The organism is Pseudarthrobacter sp. N5 (assembly GCF_050157035.1).
Lineage (GTDB): Bacteria > Actinomycetota > Actinomycetes > Actinomycetales > Micrococcaceae > Arthrobacter.
Genome location: NZ_CP189593.1, coordinates 35,312 through 48,295 on the forward strand (window position 1 = coordinate 35,312; position 12,984 = coordinate 48,295).

Annotated in this window: 13 protein-coding genes; 4 read left to right on the top strand and 9 right to left on the bottom strand. The window is 66.0% G+C overall.

The annotated features are described in order from the left end of the window. Positions 1-45: 45 nt before the first annotated feature. Positions 46-480: a DUF1003 domain-containing protein gene (locus tag ACQCST_RS00165; protein ID WP_426997373.1), complete on the top strand. Its 435-nt coding sequence runs from the start codon at positions 46-48 to the stop codon at positions 478-480. Here the strand turns inward: ACQCST_RS00165 and ACQCST_RS00170 are convergent. Continuing rightward, positions 474-1,226 (bottom strand): SDR family NAD(P)-dependent oxidoreductase, encoded by a 753-nt coding sequence (locus ACQCST_RS00170; RefSeq protein ID WP_426997374.1) that lies wholly within the window; start codon positions 1,224-1,226, stop codon positions 474-476. The two genes, ACQCST_RS00165 and ACQCST_RS00170, sit on opposite strands and share 7 nt — an antisense overlap. A gap of 104 nt (positions 1,227-1,330) precedes the next feature. Here ACQCST_RS00170 and ACQCST_RS00175 point away from each other — a divergent pair, with 104 nt between their 5' ends. Beyond that, positions 1,331-1,714, top strand: a complete 384-nt coding sequence (locus ACQCST_RS00175) for an RNA-binding S4 domain-containing protein (protein WP_426997375.1) — start codon at positions 1,331-1,333, stop codon at positions 1,712-1,714. 27 nt (positions 1,715-1,741) lie between these two features. Here the strand turns inward: ACQCST_RS00175 and ACQCST_RS00180 are convergent, their stop codons facing one another. The 3 genes from ACQCST_RS00180 to ACQCST_RS00190 all read right to left on the bottom strand — a co-directional run bounded on the left by ACQCST_RS00180 (position 1,742) and on the right by ACQCST_RS00190 (position 4,276). Continuing rightward, the gene (locus ACQCST_RS00180) at positions 1,742-3,049 is read right to left on the bottom strand and encodes a polysaccharide deacetylase family protein (RefSeq protein ID WP_426997376.1); all 1,308 of its coding nucleotides are present in this window, start codon (positions 3,047-3,049) and stop codon (positions 1,742-1,744) included. Positions 3,050-3,411: 362 nt separating this feature from the next. Then, entirely contained in the window at positions 3,412-3,618 is a 207-nt protein-coding gene (locus ACQCST_RS00185) for a hypothetical protein (protein ID WP_426997377.1), read from the bottom strand. Between the two features lie 148 nt (positions 3,619-3,766). After that, complete coding sequence (locus ACQCST_RS00190) at positions 3,767-4,276, bottom strand: hypothetical protein (protein ID WP_426997378.1); 510 nt, start codon at positions 4,274-4,276, stop codon at positions 3,767-3,769. Positions 4,277-4,542: 266 nt separating this feature from the next. Between ACQCST_RS00190 and ACQCST_RS00195 the strand changes: the two genes are divergently transcribed. Beyond that, positions 4,543-5,160, top strand: coding sequence for a uracil-DNA glycosylase (locus ACQCST_RS00195; protein WP_426997379.1), 618 nt, complete (start codon positions 4,543-4,545; stop codon positions 5,158-5,160). Positions 5,161-5,255: 95 nt separating this feature from the next. On the opposite strand, the gene ACQCST_RS00200 is transcribed toward ACQCST_RS00195, so the two are convergent. Both ACQCST_RS00200 and ACQCST_RS00205 read right to left on the bottom strand, forming a co-directional pair. Continuing rightward, the gene (locus tag ACQCST_RS00200; RefSeq protein ID WP_426997380.1) at positions 5,256-6,515 is read right to left on the bottom strand and encodes a type II toxin-antitoxin system HipA family toxin; all 1,260 of its coding nucleotides are present in this window, start codon (positions 6,513-6,515) and stop codon (positions 5,256-5,258) included. Beyond that, positions 6,512-6,808, bottom strand: a complete 297-nt coding sequence (locus ACQCST_RS00205) for a type II toxin-antitoxin system Y4mF family antitoxin (RefSeq protein ID WP_426997381.1) — start codon at positions 6,806-6,808, stop codon at positions 6,512-6,514. Before ACQCST_RS00205 ends, ACQCST_RS00200 begins: the two co-directional genes overlap by 4 nt. Positions 6,809-7,055: 247 nt before the next feature. Here ACQCST_RS00205 and ACQCST_RS00210 point away from each other — a divergent pair, with 247 nt between their 5' ends. Next, on the top strand, positions 7,056-8,429 hold the full coding sequence (locus ACQCST_RS00210) for an MBL fold metallo-hydrolase (RefSeq protein WP_426997382.1): 1,374 nt from the start codon (positions 7,056-7,058) through the stop codon (positions 8,427-8,429). Positions 8,430-8,755: 326 nt separating this feature from the next. Here the strand turns inward: ACQCST_RS00210 and ACQCST_RS00215 are convergent, their stop codons facing one another. The 3 genes from ACQCST_RS00215 to ACQCST_RS00225 form a co-directional block, all read right to left on the bottom strand. Next, entirely contained in the window at positions 8,756-10,327 is a 1,572-nt protein-coding gene (locus tag ACQCST_RS00215; RefSeq protein ID WP_426997383.1) for an amino acid permease, read from the bottom strand. A 58-nt stretch (positions 10,328-10,385) separates the two neighbouring features. Further along, the gene (locus ACQCST_RS00220; protein ID WP_426997384.1) at positions 10,386-11,801 is read right to left on the bottom strand and encodes an aspartate ammonia-lyase; all 1,416 of its coding nucleotides are present in this window, start codon (positions 11,799-11,801) and stop codon (positions 10,386-10,388) included. 82 nt (positions 11,802-11,883) lie between these two features. Continuing rightward, positions 11,884-12,972: an asparaginase gene (locus ACQCST_RS00225; RefSeq protein WP_426997385.1), complete on the bottom strand. Its 1,089-nt coding sequence runs from the start codon at positions 12,970-12,972 to the stop codon at positions 11,884-11,886. Between the last annotated feature and the right edge of the window lie 12 nt (positions 12,973-12,984).

Genomic DNA, 12,984 nt, shown 5'->3' on the forward strand with positions numbered 1-12,984 from the left:
CTGATACCGGTGCGGACGGTGGGAATTTCCGCTTACGCTGGGCACATGAGCCAACATAAAAGCACCTGGCACGACCAGCACAAGGCCGGACTCAGCCGAGGTCAGCGGGCCGCGGACCTCATGCGGAACGGCATGGGCAGCTGGCAGTTCGTGGGAAGCTTCATCGGGTTCATGATTGTGTGGGCGCTGTTGAATTCCCTGGTCCTCGGCTCCGGAGGTTGGGATCCCTATCCGTACATCCTCCTGAACCTCTTCCTGTCCATGCTGGCCGGCCTGCAGGGCGCCATCCTGCTTATTGCCGCCAAACGCCAGGACGGCATCGCGGCCGCAATGGCCCAGCATGACTACGACACCGATGTGCGGGCCGAGGCTGAAATCGCGCGGCTCACCACTGTCAACAACCAGCAGCTGGAAATACTCCAGGAGCTCCGGCAGCTGATCGGCGAGCGCGGTTCCGGCCAGAAAACCGAGCCTCAGTAGTCCACAATTCCGCCGCTGGAAATATTCACGGTGGCGTCTGTCACGGAGCCTGCTTTGTCCGAGGCGATGAACGCCGCCACGTTGCCCACATCCTCCAGGGTTGCGGTCCGGTTGAGGTGGGCCGTCTCGCTGATCTCCTTCACAATTTCCTCACGCCCTTCCATCTGCCAGGGAATGGTTTCCACGATCCCGCCGGTGACCATGGTGATCACTCGGATGCCGTGCTTGCCGAGCTCCAGGGCCCACTGCCGGCGCAGCCCTTCCATCGCATCCAGCGCCACTTTGAAACCGCCGAGACCTTCAAGGGTCTGCGGTCCGGAGCCGCCGAACATCAGCACCACGCCGGAGCGCTGTTTGATCATGTGCCTCGCCGCGGCACGCGTCGTGAGGAAGTGGGTACGGGTGGCGGCCGTGATGGGCTGGGCGAAGTCCTCGGCGGAGATCTCCATAAGCGGCTGCTGGACGTCACCGTAGGAGATCAGGTTGAAGGAGATATCGATCCGCTTCGATTTTTTGGCTACACGGTCCACGAAGGCATCCACCTGCGACTCATCGAGGGCATCGACGACGGCGGTCTCGGCAGTTCCGCCTGCCTCACGGATGTCCCGGGCCACTTTGTCCAGCCTGGATTCGGTGCGGCCGGCGAGGTACACGGTGGCACCTTCTTCCGCGAACGCCCTGGCGACGGCACCACCGACAGGTCCGCCAGCACCGTAGATCAGAGCGGTCTTGCCTTGCAGCAACATTGCCGGCCTCCCGTCGCGGAGCTTCTGGTGGTTCCCTCCACTATGTTCTTGTGATGCGTGGCTGGCAATAGCTTCGGACGCCACGGCTATACTCGGTCGCAGCCATGACCAGCATTCCTTCCTCCCGTGCCACCGTCCGCATTGACGCGTGGCTTTGGGCCATCCGCGCCTACAAGACACGCTCCGCGGCCACTGCGGCCTGCCGGGCGGGCCACGTGCGTGTCAACGGCAATCCGGTCAAGGCTTCGCAGACCGTGGTTCCCGGCGACACCGTGCGTGTGCGCCAGCCGGGCTTCGAACGCATCCTGGAGGTGCGCAGGCTGATCGCCAAGCGGGTGGGAGCCGAGGCCGCGTCCCACTGCTTCACTGATCACACTCCCGAGCGTCCTGCCGCCCCGGCGCTGGGACTGCCCCAGCGCGACCGCGGTGCGGGCCGGCCCACCAAGAAGGACCGCCGCGAGATGGAGCGGCTGCGGGGCGAGGATTAGCGGCGGCGTTCAGCCGAGGCTGACCGTTTATTGCCGTTCGGACCGGCCCCTGTAGACCTGGCCGGCTGTCAGGGCCTGGCCCTCGAAGAGCTGGGGTACCGTGACCAGATGGTAGCCGTCCGCCTGAAGGGCGGTGATCAGCCCAGCCTGGCCGGAGAGCGTGGCGGCATGGGTGTCGTGCATCAACACCACGGCGCCGGGTTTCAGCTCTTTGAGCACCTTGGGCACGAACACGTCCGGGTTCAGGCTGAGCCAGTCCTGGGAATCGACTGCCCACAGGATGAGTGGCATGCCCACCACTCCTTGCACCGTCGCGTTGGCTGCCCCGTAGGGAGGCCGCATGATCGTCGGGACGGCACCGGTGGCGGCCTTGATTGCCGCGCTTGCCCGGTCCATCTCGCTCTTGATCCCGGCGGCGGAAAGTTTGGTGAGGTACGGGTGGCTGTAGGTGTGGTTGCCTGCGATGTGGCCGGCGTCGGTGACTTGGCGGGCCACCCCGGGGTTGGCAGCAGCGTTGTTGCCCAACATGAAGAACGTTGCCAACGTGCTCTTTTCTTTCAGGATCGCCAGCAGCTGCGGCGTGTTTTTGGCATCGGGCCCGTCGTCGTAGGTCAACGCCGCACAGGGTACAAGATCGCAGTTGATGTGCCGCAACCCTTGAGGCGTGGGGGCGGGAGCAGAAAACGGCGCATCGGAGCGGATCTGGCTCAGCACCCGGCGGCCGACGTCACTCAAGGCTGCCTCGGCTTCCTCCGGTCCGATGCGGACCACCGTCCCGTCTCCCTTCCCCTGCGCCGAAGGTACGGAGACTTCCAAGGTTCCGTCTCCGTCAATCACTAGGTCCGCCATGGCCGAAACCGCGGGTGCCGCGGTGGCCCGCTGATCTGGGTGCAGTTCATCGGCGGCGCGGGCGTTGATGCCGGGAACAGCATCGGGGCGCAGCAGGTCTGCCGCAGGGGTGATCTGTCCCGTCCCGGTATCGGCGAAGAAGGTCCGGGACATCACGGTGGATGTGCCGTCTGCAGAGGTGTCCTTTTCACTTTCGCGGTACACAATGAATGACCCCGCGGCCTTGATTGCCTGGCCAGTCAGCGTTGTTCCTGGACCGGAGAGCGATGCCGGCCCGGCGCTCAGGGCCATTTCGGGCCGGTACCGGCGTCCAGTCGATGCCGCCTTGGCGTCCAGGACACCCAAGAGCCAGGAGTCCAGCTGCGAGTTGAGCTGCGGGAGGCCGTCAATATACGTCCAGGACGCTGTTGCCGGCGGGCCCGAAGCGGTTGCCAGGTACATGGGGTAGGCATTGGGGAGCGATCCGGCCACGGGTGCACGTGTCACCGGTGCGGGTGTCACGGGTGCGGGGCTCGGTCCGGCCTCTGGCACCCTGAAGTCGGCCCGCGCATCTGCTCCGCAGGTCGCCATGATGATCAGGGCGGCCGAGCCAAGAGCCGCATACCGAGCCCAGCCACGGGCCCCTTCTCTTCGGCCCCGTTTGGCGTCGAGAGATCCGCTACGCTCCGGGCCGTCATCCGGGGGCGCGGAGGCAGGGAGACGATCCGGAACTGGCGGCCGGGAATGCGCTGTCACGTTAGTAGCTTACGCCGCACCTTGGATTCAACGGCCCCGTTCCGGATCTCTCTCCGTCTGTGCAGGTACGAGTAACAGTGTTTTGGATTGCCCTGGACAGGGGTGCGCTCGTGCTAGGACCGGAGATGGTTCAACAGAGCCGCCCCGTCGGGGGTGCCGAGGCCGGTGCAGGCGTCCCAACCCTGACTGGCGGGGTAGCTTCCGTTGTTGCCGGTGGTGATGTCGTGGAAGCCAGGCGTCGCGGCCCCGGTGGCCGGGCCGTACAGGGCGGGTCGCAGGAGCCCGAACCTCCGCCCGGTGGCCTGTGCCAGGCGCGGCATTGACCGTGAGTTTCATTTCTTAATCTTTCGAGCGCAATCCCGGATGGAGACCTGAATTGATGTGGCTAGAGCGCCGCTGCCACCCGTAGTTTTGTCTCCACAGGCTGGGACTGTCAACGGTTTTACGGGAGGGAAACGGAGCCGTCAGCTAGCCTCCGCTGGCGCGGGCCTGGACCAGGTTGGCGAACGGCAGCCGGCCGTAAATCCTGCGGAACTCTGCGTGGTAGCTGGACTCGGCCGCGTTGACCTCGGCTGGGGGTAGTTCTTTCCAGGCGACCACCAACGACTGCGAGTCAGCCAGCTGCCAGAGCAGCCGTCCGTCCCAGTGAACCACTGGCCTTCCCCTGCCGAAGTCCACAAACTCCTGAACCTGCTTGCGAAGCCCACGGTTGCCTTTGCTTCCCGCGCTGGCCTTGCCTACGTACAGGATGTCCGCGTCCGCCACCCACTCCGCGGCCAGGGCGGCTTCCGTGAGCGAGGGATCCTTCTTCTTGAACGTGCCCGCTGTGCTTTTTGACAGGTACCGCGGCTCGAAGCCTTCCGGCTTCAGCACAGCAAAAATCCCAGGGGCCTGCGGGACGCGCATGATTTCGAGGGCGGCGAAGGATCTGAATCCGGTGAACCCGTCCTGGGTGAGCGTCTTTTTGTCGAGGTGCATAGCTGTTCCTTGGGCCGGGAGACACATGATGTGGTCTGGAGCAGTTTACTGGCCGCGAAAACTACGCCGGATCCCCTCTCCCCTGCCACGGCTCGCGGTTCGCCGCCGCTGGCACAGTCGTCCAGGGCCCTGCCACGATGAACCTGGCACCGAAGGCTGCGCCGATGGTCGGCATCTGATCAACTCCCCCGCGCACCCACCCACCCAAACGCGTAGAGTAGAACAAGACGCCTGATTCTGGACGCCGTGCTGCTGAGGGAGACATCGTGACGATTGACTGGGACGAAAAGAAAGCTCTGCTACAGGAACCGAACATCGCTGCAGTCACGCAGCTTTGCGACGAACTGATGGAGAAGAAGCCAGGATCCACCGTCCCGTACATCGACCCCGTCCATGACGAAGACGAGTGCCGGATCATCAGCCTTCAGGTAAGCCCCGGCAAGGGCACCGAATCCGGCTTTGTATCCCACAACAACGACGACGAAGCCGCCCGCCGCGCCACCTCCATTTACGAGCTCGCGGAACTCGACCCCCGGTACGTGATGCCATGGAACGCCTACCCCTGGGTGCGCGATCCGGAACTGCCCTCAGCCCTCAACGTCCAGGAAAAGACCGACGGCCTGCGGCCCTTCCGGCAGTTCCTGAAGATCAACCGGCGCGTCTCCGCAGTAATCGCCCACGGCACCGACGCCGCCGCGTTCCTCACGCTCTTCGAGAAGACCTACCACTCCTCGCTGAAGAACCACGGCATCAAGATCTACAAGGCCAGCGCCCTCGGCGGCCGCGCCTTCGCAGTCTCAGCGAACAAGCAAGAAGAACTGCTCAGCAAGAGCGTGGACGTCTACAAAGACGCCATGCAGCGCGCCGGTATCCAGCACCTCTAGTTCCACTGCTTCACCAGCACCAATAGTTCCGCTGCTTCAAGGGAATGCCCGACGCCGTTTCCCCCCGCCGCTTCCGGCGCACGTTTCGCGGAGGCTCACCCCTCCAGCAGCCGCCGCCGGTGCTTCAACTCCTTGACCCACGCCCTGGTGACCATATCCGGGAAGGGCGATCCGCCGCCGTCGTTCGTGGAAGCGGTATGCGTTAATGCGAAAGCAGTTCCCGCCTCCAGATCCGCAATCAGCGGCCCGGCCGCCGTCAGCGCCAGTTCCAGCACCTGCACCGCGGCGCGCTCCGTCAGTCCGAGCCCGTCAGCCCACCCCAGGAAGTGCTTCCGCGAGATGCCGTTCCGCTTCCCGCCGATGGTCAGAGCCAGCGTCTTGTCCCCGTACACCACTGTGGAGGGGATGTCGTAGACCGGCGCGATGGACCACTCCCCGGACGGCTGCTGGACCATCGACACGTTCTTGGCGTGCAGATCGCCGTTGCCGCTCAACCACGCGAACGCCGCCTGGATGGCCAGGTTCCGCAGCGCCGGAAGCGGCGCCGCACAGTACTGCGCGAGTGCCCCGCAGACCTGCCCATACCCCACGTTGTACTTGTCCGCCGGATACAGCCTCAGCACCTGCGCAGCGTCCTCGACCGCGAGCCGCTGAACCGCATCCGGCGTGGCCCTTGGGGCATTCAGGCCGGCAACCGGAATCCGGTCAAAACGCTCCACCAGCAGGCCCGGCCGGCCCGCGACATCGCGCATCAGCTGCACCCTGCTCAGCGGAATCCGGAGCTTTGCCGCATACCGGAACATCACAAACTCGTTCTCCACCACGTGCGGGAACTCGGGCGCATTGAGCTTAAGAATGAACCGCTTGCCGGCGCTGGCCACCGGCATGGAAATCATCCCGGCGGACAATTTGTCCTGCACACCCGCGAGCGCCACCGGATCGATCAGCCCGGAGTCGCCCAGCAGTTCATCGAAATCCACAGGATTGCGAGGATCCACCTCCACGGCGTGTTCGTCCGGGTCGAGCGGTTCGCCGTGCCCCACGATCTGCACGTCCCCCACCGGATTCCCGCCCGCGGCGATGAGGAGCGAGAGGTCGTCGTCGGCGCTGGTCTTGATGGACCGGCGCAGCGCGTTCAGCCGGCGGCCCTCAGGCAGCAGCCCGGTGAAGTATGGCGGCGCGGCACCAGCGGCGGACAGCACCGGCTCACCGGTCAGCGGCAGTGAACTCGCGACGGCGGGACGCCCCGCCTCGAGGTAGGCCGGCAGATAGCTGAACCGGGTGCCGCCGCTGTGCCGTTCCAGACGCGCGGCCAGGACCCCCCTCTTGTAGACATCCGCGACCCGGTGCCTCACGGCTCACGGTCCGGAGTACCGCCGTCGGGGGCGGGGGCTCCGCCAAGCGTGAGGGCGCCGCCGAGTGCGCGTGCTGCCTCGCTGGAGCGCCTGGCCAGCTGCAGTTCGAGGCCGAGCGTATCCAGCAGTGCCAGCAGTGAATCCAGCTGTACGCTGCGTTTGCCCTGCTCCACAAAGCGGACGAAGCGTTCGGAAACCCCGGCCATGGCCGCTAGGTCCTGCTGGGTGAGTCGCAAGACCGCGCGGCGGGCCCGGACCTCCGAGGCCAGCTGCTGTACAAATGATTCCGGCATAGGAACCTCCCGAGATAGGCACGTTCGTGCCGTTTAGCAGTGGGATCTATTGTAAGCACGGGAAATGGCCGCCGCATAGGGGGAAACCGGCACGAACGTTCCGCACCCCAGGCCTGGCACCGGCCCCAAGGAAATTTCGGGCAGCAAGGAGCACCCCGATCCGCGCGAACGGCCTAGGATTGAGACATCCAGGGCATGGCGGAGGGCTCAGCCGGCGCTGCCTTGGAATGTCGAGGGACGGGGAGCCATGGAAGTTGTTGTCATCGACACCCCCCAGTTGGGGGACCGCAGCTATCTGGTGCATGACGGCGACGTAGGGATCGTCATCGACCCCCAGCGTGACACCGACCGGGTGGACGAAGCCGCACGCAAGGCAGGCGTGAGGATAACGCACGTTGCCGAAACCCATCTTCACAACGACTACGTCACCGGCGGGCTGATTCTGGCACAGGCCCATGGCGCAAGGTATCTGGTCAATTCAGCAGACCCCGTGCAGTTTGAGCGGCAGTCCATCACCGACGGTCAGGTGGTGCAGATCGGCGGGTTCTCGCTGAAGGCAGTGGCGACCCCCGGACACACGCACACCCACCTCTCCTACATCGTCCGTGACGGGCCGCAGGTGGCGGTTTTTTCCGGCGGAAGCCTGCTCTACGGCTCGGTGGGGCGCACCGATCTGCTGGGCCCGGCGGACACGGCGAACCTGGCCCATGACCAGTACTCCTCCGTTCGCCGGCTGGCGAGCGAGTCCGGCCCCGGAGCTGCACTGTTCCCCACCCACGGTTTCGGTTCATTCTGCTCCATCGGGCCGGCAACGGGTGCCAGCGCTTCGACCATCGGCGAGCAGCTCACAAGCAACCATGCGCTCATGGATCCCGATCCTGAGCACTTCGTGTCAGAGCTCATGGCAAACCTTTCGGCCTACCCCTCCTACTATGCCCACATGGCCCCGATCAACATGACGGGCCCCGCGCCAGCGAACCTGACCCTCCCCGAATCGCTCGACGCCGGCGAGCTCACCCGCCGCCTGGGCGACGGCGAGTGGGTAGTGGATCTGCGCGGCCGCGTCGCCTTCGCCAGCGGCCATCTGCGCGGCAGCGTCAGTTTCGAATACGGGAGCGGCTCGAGCTTCACCTCGTACCTCGGCTGGGTGCTGCCGTGGGGAGAAAAACTGACACTCGTGGGAACCAAAGAAGACGTGGGGAACGCTATCCGGGACCTTTCGCGCATCAGCATCGACAGCCCCGATGCCGCCTTCGGAACCGGGCCGCATGCCCTGGCTCCGGACGCCCCCGTCGCCTCCTATCCGCGCACAGATTGGGCCACGATGGTCCGGGAGAAGCAGATGGAAGACACTGTGCTGGATGTGCGCCGCGCGGACGAATTCGCGGCTTCCCATCTGGCCGGCGCCGTCAACGTGCCGTTGCATAACCTGCTGGCACGCATGAGTGAGCTTCCCGAAGGCAAAATCTGGGTTCACTGCGCCTCTGGATACCGCGCGGGAGTCGCGGCCAGCCTCCTGCAGCGCGCAGGAAGAACTGTCGTCCAGATCGATGCCCGGTTCGGACAGGCAGGAGACGCCGGCGTCGAACTCGAGCCGTCCGTTCGGCACCAACTCCCCTAACGCAACCAGCCCGTAACGCAACGCACCTGCAACTCCCTCCCGGGGCAAGATCGCATAGGCTCGGCACACAGCGTCAACCCACGGCGTCAAACCCCGGCTCAATCCCTGATCCGCCAGGTCATGAGTTGTCTCCCGGGTGGGTCGTCGTTGAGCCGGCGTGAACTCTGCTGAGCATATGCGAACCGGCCGTCCCGGGGGTTGCGGAGGCGTTGCATTAAGGCGGCCCTGCGGGTTTCAGAGAAAACTGAACCTGCAGGGCCGCCGTCGTGCGTTCAATATGTGCCGGTCAGGGCGTGCGCTGAATCAGCGCACGCCTGAAAGCGTGGTTAGCTCCTGTCCTTCGCGGCGCCCGGTGCCGGCCGGTTAGCCACCAGCGGGTAGGGGCCGGTGAAGCCGTCGCGGACCGCGGCGAGTTCCATCACGCGGTCGCGGCAGAGGCGCCAGCCGAGCATCAGCAGCGGGATGATGACCACCAGAGAGGCGATGGTCCAGGTGCCCACCGGGGAGTCGAAGGCCATCAGGACCAGCACCGTCAGGAGGAAGGCCAGCGTGATCCAGCCGGTGACCGGGGCGCCGGGCATCCGGAATGCGGGTCGCAGCAGTTCGCCCCGCCTGGCCAGCTTTGCCAGCTGCATCTGGCACAAAACAATCACAGCCCAGGTGCTGATGATGCCCAGGGAGGCGATGTTAAGGACGATCTCGAACGCTTCGGCCGGAACCAGCGCGTTCAGCACCACGCCCAGGACGGCGACGGCGGCGGTGAGGGCGATGCCGCCGTAGGGTACGCCTGCTTTGTTCATGCGCGCTGCGAACTTGGGGGCCGAGCCGGTGACGGACATGGAACGCATGATGCGGCCGGTGGAGTAGAGGCCGGCGTTGAGTGAGGACAGCGCTGCGGTGAGGACCACCAGGTTCATGATGGCGTCCACGCCCTCCACCCCGATGGATCCGAAGAACGTGACGAACGGGCTTTCGCCGGCCTTGTAGGAGGTGTACGGCAGCAGGAGGGACAGCAGGACCAGCGAGCCGACGTAGAACACCGCGATGCGGACGATCACCGTGTTAATGGCCTTGGGCATGATCTTTTCCGGGTTTTCGGTTTCGCCGGCCGCCGTGCCGATCAGTTCGATCGAGGCGTAGGCGAACACCACGCCCTGCATCACCACGATCGCGGGGAGCAGGCCGTTGGGGAACACGCCGCCGTTGTCCGCGATCAGGCTGAAGCCCACCTGCTGGCCGTCCACCGGCGTGCCGAAAATGACAAAGTAGATGCCCACCAGCAGGAAGGTCGCCAGTGCCACCACCTTGATAAGCGCGAACCAGAACTCGAGTTCGCCGAACACCTTCACGGAGATCAGGTTCAGGCCGAGTACCAGGATCAGGGCTGTCAGCGCCCAGGTCCACTGGGGCACGTCCGCGATGGGCGCCCAGTATTTCTTGAAGAAGTTCATGTAAAGCGCGACGGCGGTGATGTCCACGATCGCCGTCATCGCCCAGTTCAGCCAGTACAGCCAGCCGGTGACGAACGCGGCCTTCTCACCGAAGAACTCGCGGGCGTAGGAGACGAACGAACCCGAGGACGGGCGGTGCATCACCAGTTCGCCCAGCGCGCGGAGGATCATAAACGCGAAGAATCCGCACACGGCGTAACTGATGACGAGCGCGGGGCCGGCCGTGGCCAGGCGGCCGCCTGCGCCCATAAAGAGCCCGGTGCCGATCGCGCCGCCGATGGCGATCATCTGGACCTGCCGGGGCTTGAGGCCCTTGTGATAGCCCTCGTCCTCGACGTGGAGGGTTGCTTCCGAGGCATATGCGTGCGCCGGAATGGTGTGGTCCGAGATTGCCGGATTCTGGGTAGAGGCCTGCTTTGGGGCAGTGTCCTGCTGTGGCTGTGTCATGGGAGTCCTTTGGTTTCCTGTTGGGGAGGAGCCGGAGGTGCTTCGGTGGTTGTGGGCGTTACTTGCTGAGGTTTGCCAGGCGCTGCGGGCTGAGGAGGTCCTCAAGCTGCTCGGCGGTGAGCAGGTTGTGTTCCAAAACCAGCTCCGCAACACCCTTGCCGGTGGCGAGGGCTTCCTGGGCGATGGCGGTTGCGGTGGCGTAGCCGAGGTGGGGATTCAGTGCTGTCACCAGGCCGATTGACTGTTCCACCGTGAGCCGGAGGCGTTCGGTGTTGGCGGTGATGCCCCGGACGCAGCGGGCCGTGAGGGTGCGGCAGGCTGCTTCCAGGTGGGAGATGCTCTTGTGGAGGCTGTGGACGATGATCGGTTCGAAGGCGTTGAGCTGGAGCTGTCCGGCTTCGGCGGCCATGGTGATGGTGATGTCGTTGCCGATGACCTCGTAGGCCACCTGGCTGACCACTTCCGGGATCACCGGATTGATCTTGCCGGGCATGATGGAGGAGCCGGACTGCACTGCGGGAAGGTTGATTTCGCCGAAGCCGGCACGCGGGCCGGAGGAGAGCAGCCGGAGGTCGTTGCAGATCTTGGAAAGCTTCACGGCCACCCGCTTGAGCACACCGGAGAGGTGCACGAAGGCGCCCACGTCCTGGGTGGCCTCGATCAGGTCCACGGCGGTGACCAGGGGCAGGCCGGTGATTTCAGCCAGGTGCCGGCAGGCCGCCTCGGCGTAGCCGGCGGGGGCGTTCAGCCCGGTGCCGATGGCCGTGGCGCCCAGATTGATCTCGTGGATCAGGAGGTCCGCTTCGGCCAGCCGGAGCCGGTCCTCGCCGATGGTGACGGCATACGTGCCGAATTCCTGGCCCAGGGTCATGGGGACCGCGTCCTGCAGCTGGGTGCGGCCCATCTTCACCACGGTGCGGAATTCCATCGCCTTGGCCGCGAAGGCCTCTTCCAGCTCGGTGAGTGCTTCCAGGAGTTCCCGGGCGGCGAAGATGGTGCCGAGCTTGACGGCGGTGGGGTAGACGTCGTTGGTGGACTGGCTGAGGTTGACGTGGTCGTTCGGGTGCAGGCGGTCGTAGTCGCCCTTGGGGTGGCCCAGGACTTCCAGCGCCCGGTTCGCGATGACCTCGTTGGCGTTCATGTTCGACGACGTCCCGGCACCGCCCTGGATCACGTCCACCACGAACTGCTCGTCGAGCTTCCCGTTCAGGATGTCCGTGCAGGCTGCTTCGATGGCCTGTGCGCGTTCGGCGTCCAGAAGCCCGAGCTCGCGGTTGGTGCGGGCGGCCGCCAGCTTCACGGCCGCCAACCCGCGGACCAGGTACATGTTGGAGGACAGCGGCTGGCCCGTGATGGGGAAGTTTTCCACGGCGCGGAGCGTGTGAACGCCCCAGTAGGCGTCGGCGGGGACGTCGCGGTCGCCCAGGAGGTCGTGTTCGGAGCGGAATGCGGGGCGGGCATCGGGGGTGGTCATGGGTGTCCTCAGGGGGCTTCGGGGGCGGGAGTTTGGTTCGCGGTGACGGCGCTCGGTTCGCGGGTGCGCCGGGATGCGCGGGTCAGTGTGCTGTGAGGAAGTCGGTGGCCGTCAGCTCGCCCACCGGGCGGCCGCCGCCCAGAACGGACCCGGTGGCGATGCCAGCCAGCGGTGCGGTGTCGACGCCGAGCGCCTCCAGCGCGCGGACGGTGACGGGCATGCGGGCGCGGTCGCCGCCGTCGGAAATCTTCACGGCCACGGCACGGCCGTCCGGAAGCCCCACCAGCTGGACTCCTTCGAACCCGTCCTTCGCCAGCAGTCCGGGCGCCAGGCGCATCAGCTCGGTGACGTCACGGCCCTCACCCGCCACCATCTCAGGGTGGCGGCGCATGGCATGCGCGACGGCGGCTTCCGGGCTTTCGGCGGGGGCACCGTTCATTTCCGCAGAGGCAAGGCGGCCGAACGCGCGCGCCATGCCGCGGAGGGTGAGGGCGAACAGCGGTGTGCCGCAGCCGTCGGTTGTGGCGCGGGACGGCTCCTCGCCGGTGAGGTCACGGACGGTCTGCGCTACCAGTTGCTGCAGCGGATGTCCGGGGTCCAGGTATCCGCGCACCGGCCAGCCGTTGATAACACACGTCGCCGCCATGGAGGCGTGCTTTCCGGAGCAGTTCTGGGTGAGTTGGGTGGCCTGCCCGCCGTCCCGGAGCCACTCTTCGCGCTCGCCGACACCGTGCGGGAGGTCGGTGCTGTTTTCGAGGGCGTCCGCCGTGAGGCCGTGGATCTGGAGGATGCGGAGGGCGCCGTCGCGGTGCATCGCGGCACCGGAATGGCTGGCGGCGGTAAGGGCCAGGAGGTCGGCCGGCAGGTCCAGCCCCGCACCGACCAGGGCCACTGCCTGCAGCGGCTTGAGCGCGGAGCGGGGGTAGAAGGGAGCAAGCGGATCGCCGGCCGAGAGGAGGGTGCGGAGGCCGTCGTGTCCGGCGGGATCCGGCGCGTCGGGATCCTGCGCGCCGGAATCCGGCGCCGTGGCGATGAGGGAGCCGTAGTGGATGCTTTCCACCAGGCCGCCGCGGGTTTGCGCCGCCAACGCGACGTGCTGCTGCAGTGCCGTGAGGGGCAGCGCGGTGACGTCCGGGGCGGGGGCATGGAGCGGCAGGGCGGGGGAGAGCATGGAATCCTTGGG

What these genes read in the sequence shown, in the direction of transcription:
- ACQCST_RS00165 (WP_426997373.1), top strand. Translation starts at nt 46, where the DNA reads ATGAGCCAACATAAAAGCACCTGGCACGACCAGCACAAGGCCGGACTC.
- ACQCST_RS00170 (WP_426997374.1), bottom strand. Translation starts at nt 1,226, where the DNA reads ATGTTGCTGCAAGGCAAGACCGCTCTGATCTACGGTGCTGGCGGACCT.
- ACQCST_RS00175 (WP_426997375.1), top strand. Translation starts at nt 1,331, where the DNA reads ATGACCAGCATTCCTTCCTCCCGTGCCACCGTCCGCATTGACGCGTGG.
- ACQCST_RS00185 (WP_426997377.1), bottom strand. Translation starts at nt 3,618, where the DNA reads ATGCCGCGCCTGGCACAGGCCACCGGGCGGAGGTTCGGGCTCCTGCGA.
- ACQCST_RS00190 (WP_426997378.1), bottom strand. Translation starts at nt 4,276, where the DNA reads ATGCACCTCGACAAAAAGACGCTCACCCAGGACGGGTTCACCGGATTC.
- ACQCST_RS00205 (WP_426997381.1), bottom strand. Translation starts at nt 6,808, where the DNA reads ATGCCGGAATCATTTGTACAGCAGCTGGCCTCGGAGGTCCGGGCCCGC.
- ACQCST_RS00210 (WP_426997382.1), top strand. Translation starts at nt 7,056, where the DNA reads ATGGAAGTTGTTGTCATCGACACCCCCCAGTTGGGGGACCGCAGCTAT.
- ACQCST_RS00215 (WP_426997383.1), bottom strand. Translation starts at nt 10,327, where the DNA reads ATGACACAGCCACAGCAGGACACTGCCCCAAAGCAGGCCTCTACCCAG.
- ACQCST_RS00220 (WP_426997384.1), bottom strand. Translation starts at nt 11,801, where the DNA reads ATGACCACCCCCGATGCCCGCCCCGCATTCCGCTCCGAACACGACCTC.
- ACQCST_RS00225 (WP_426997385.1), bottom strand. Translation starts at nt 12,972, where the DNA reads ATGCTCTCCCCCGCCCTGCCGCTCCATGCCCCCGCCCCGGACGTCACC.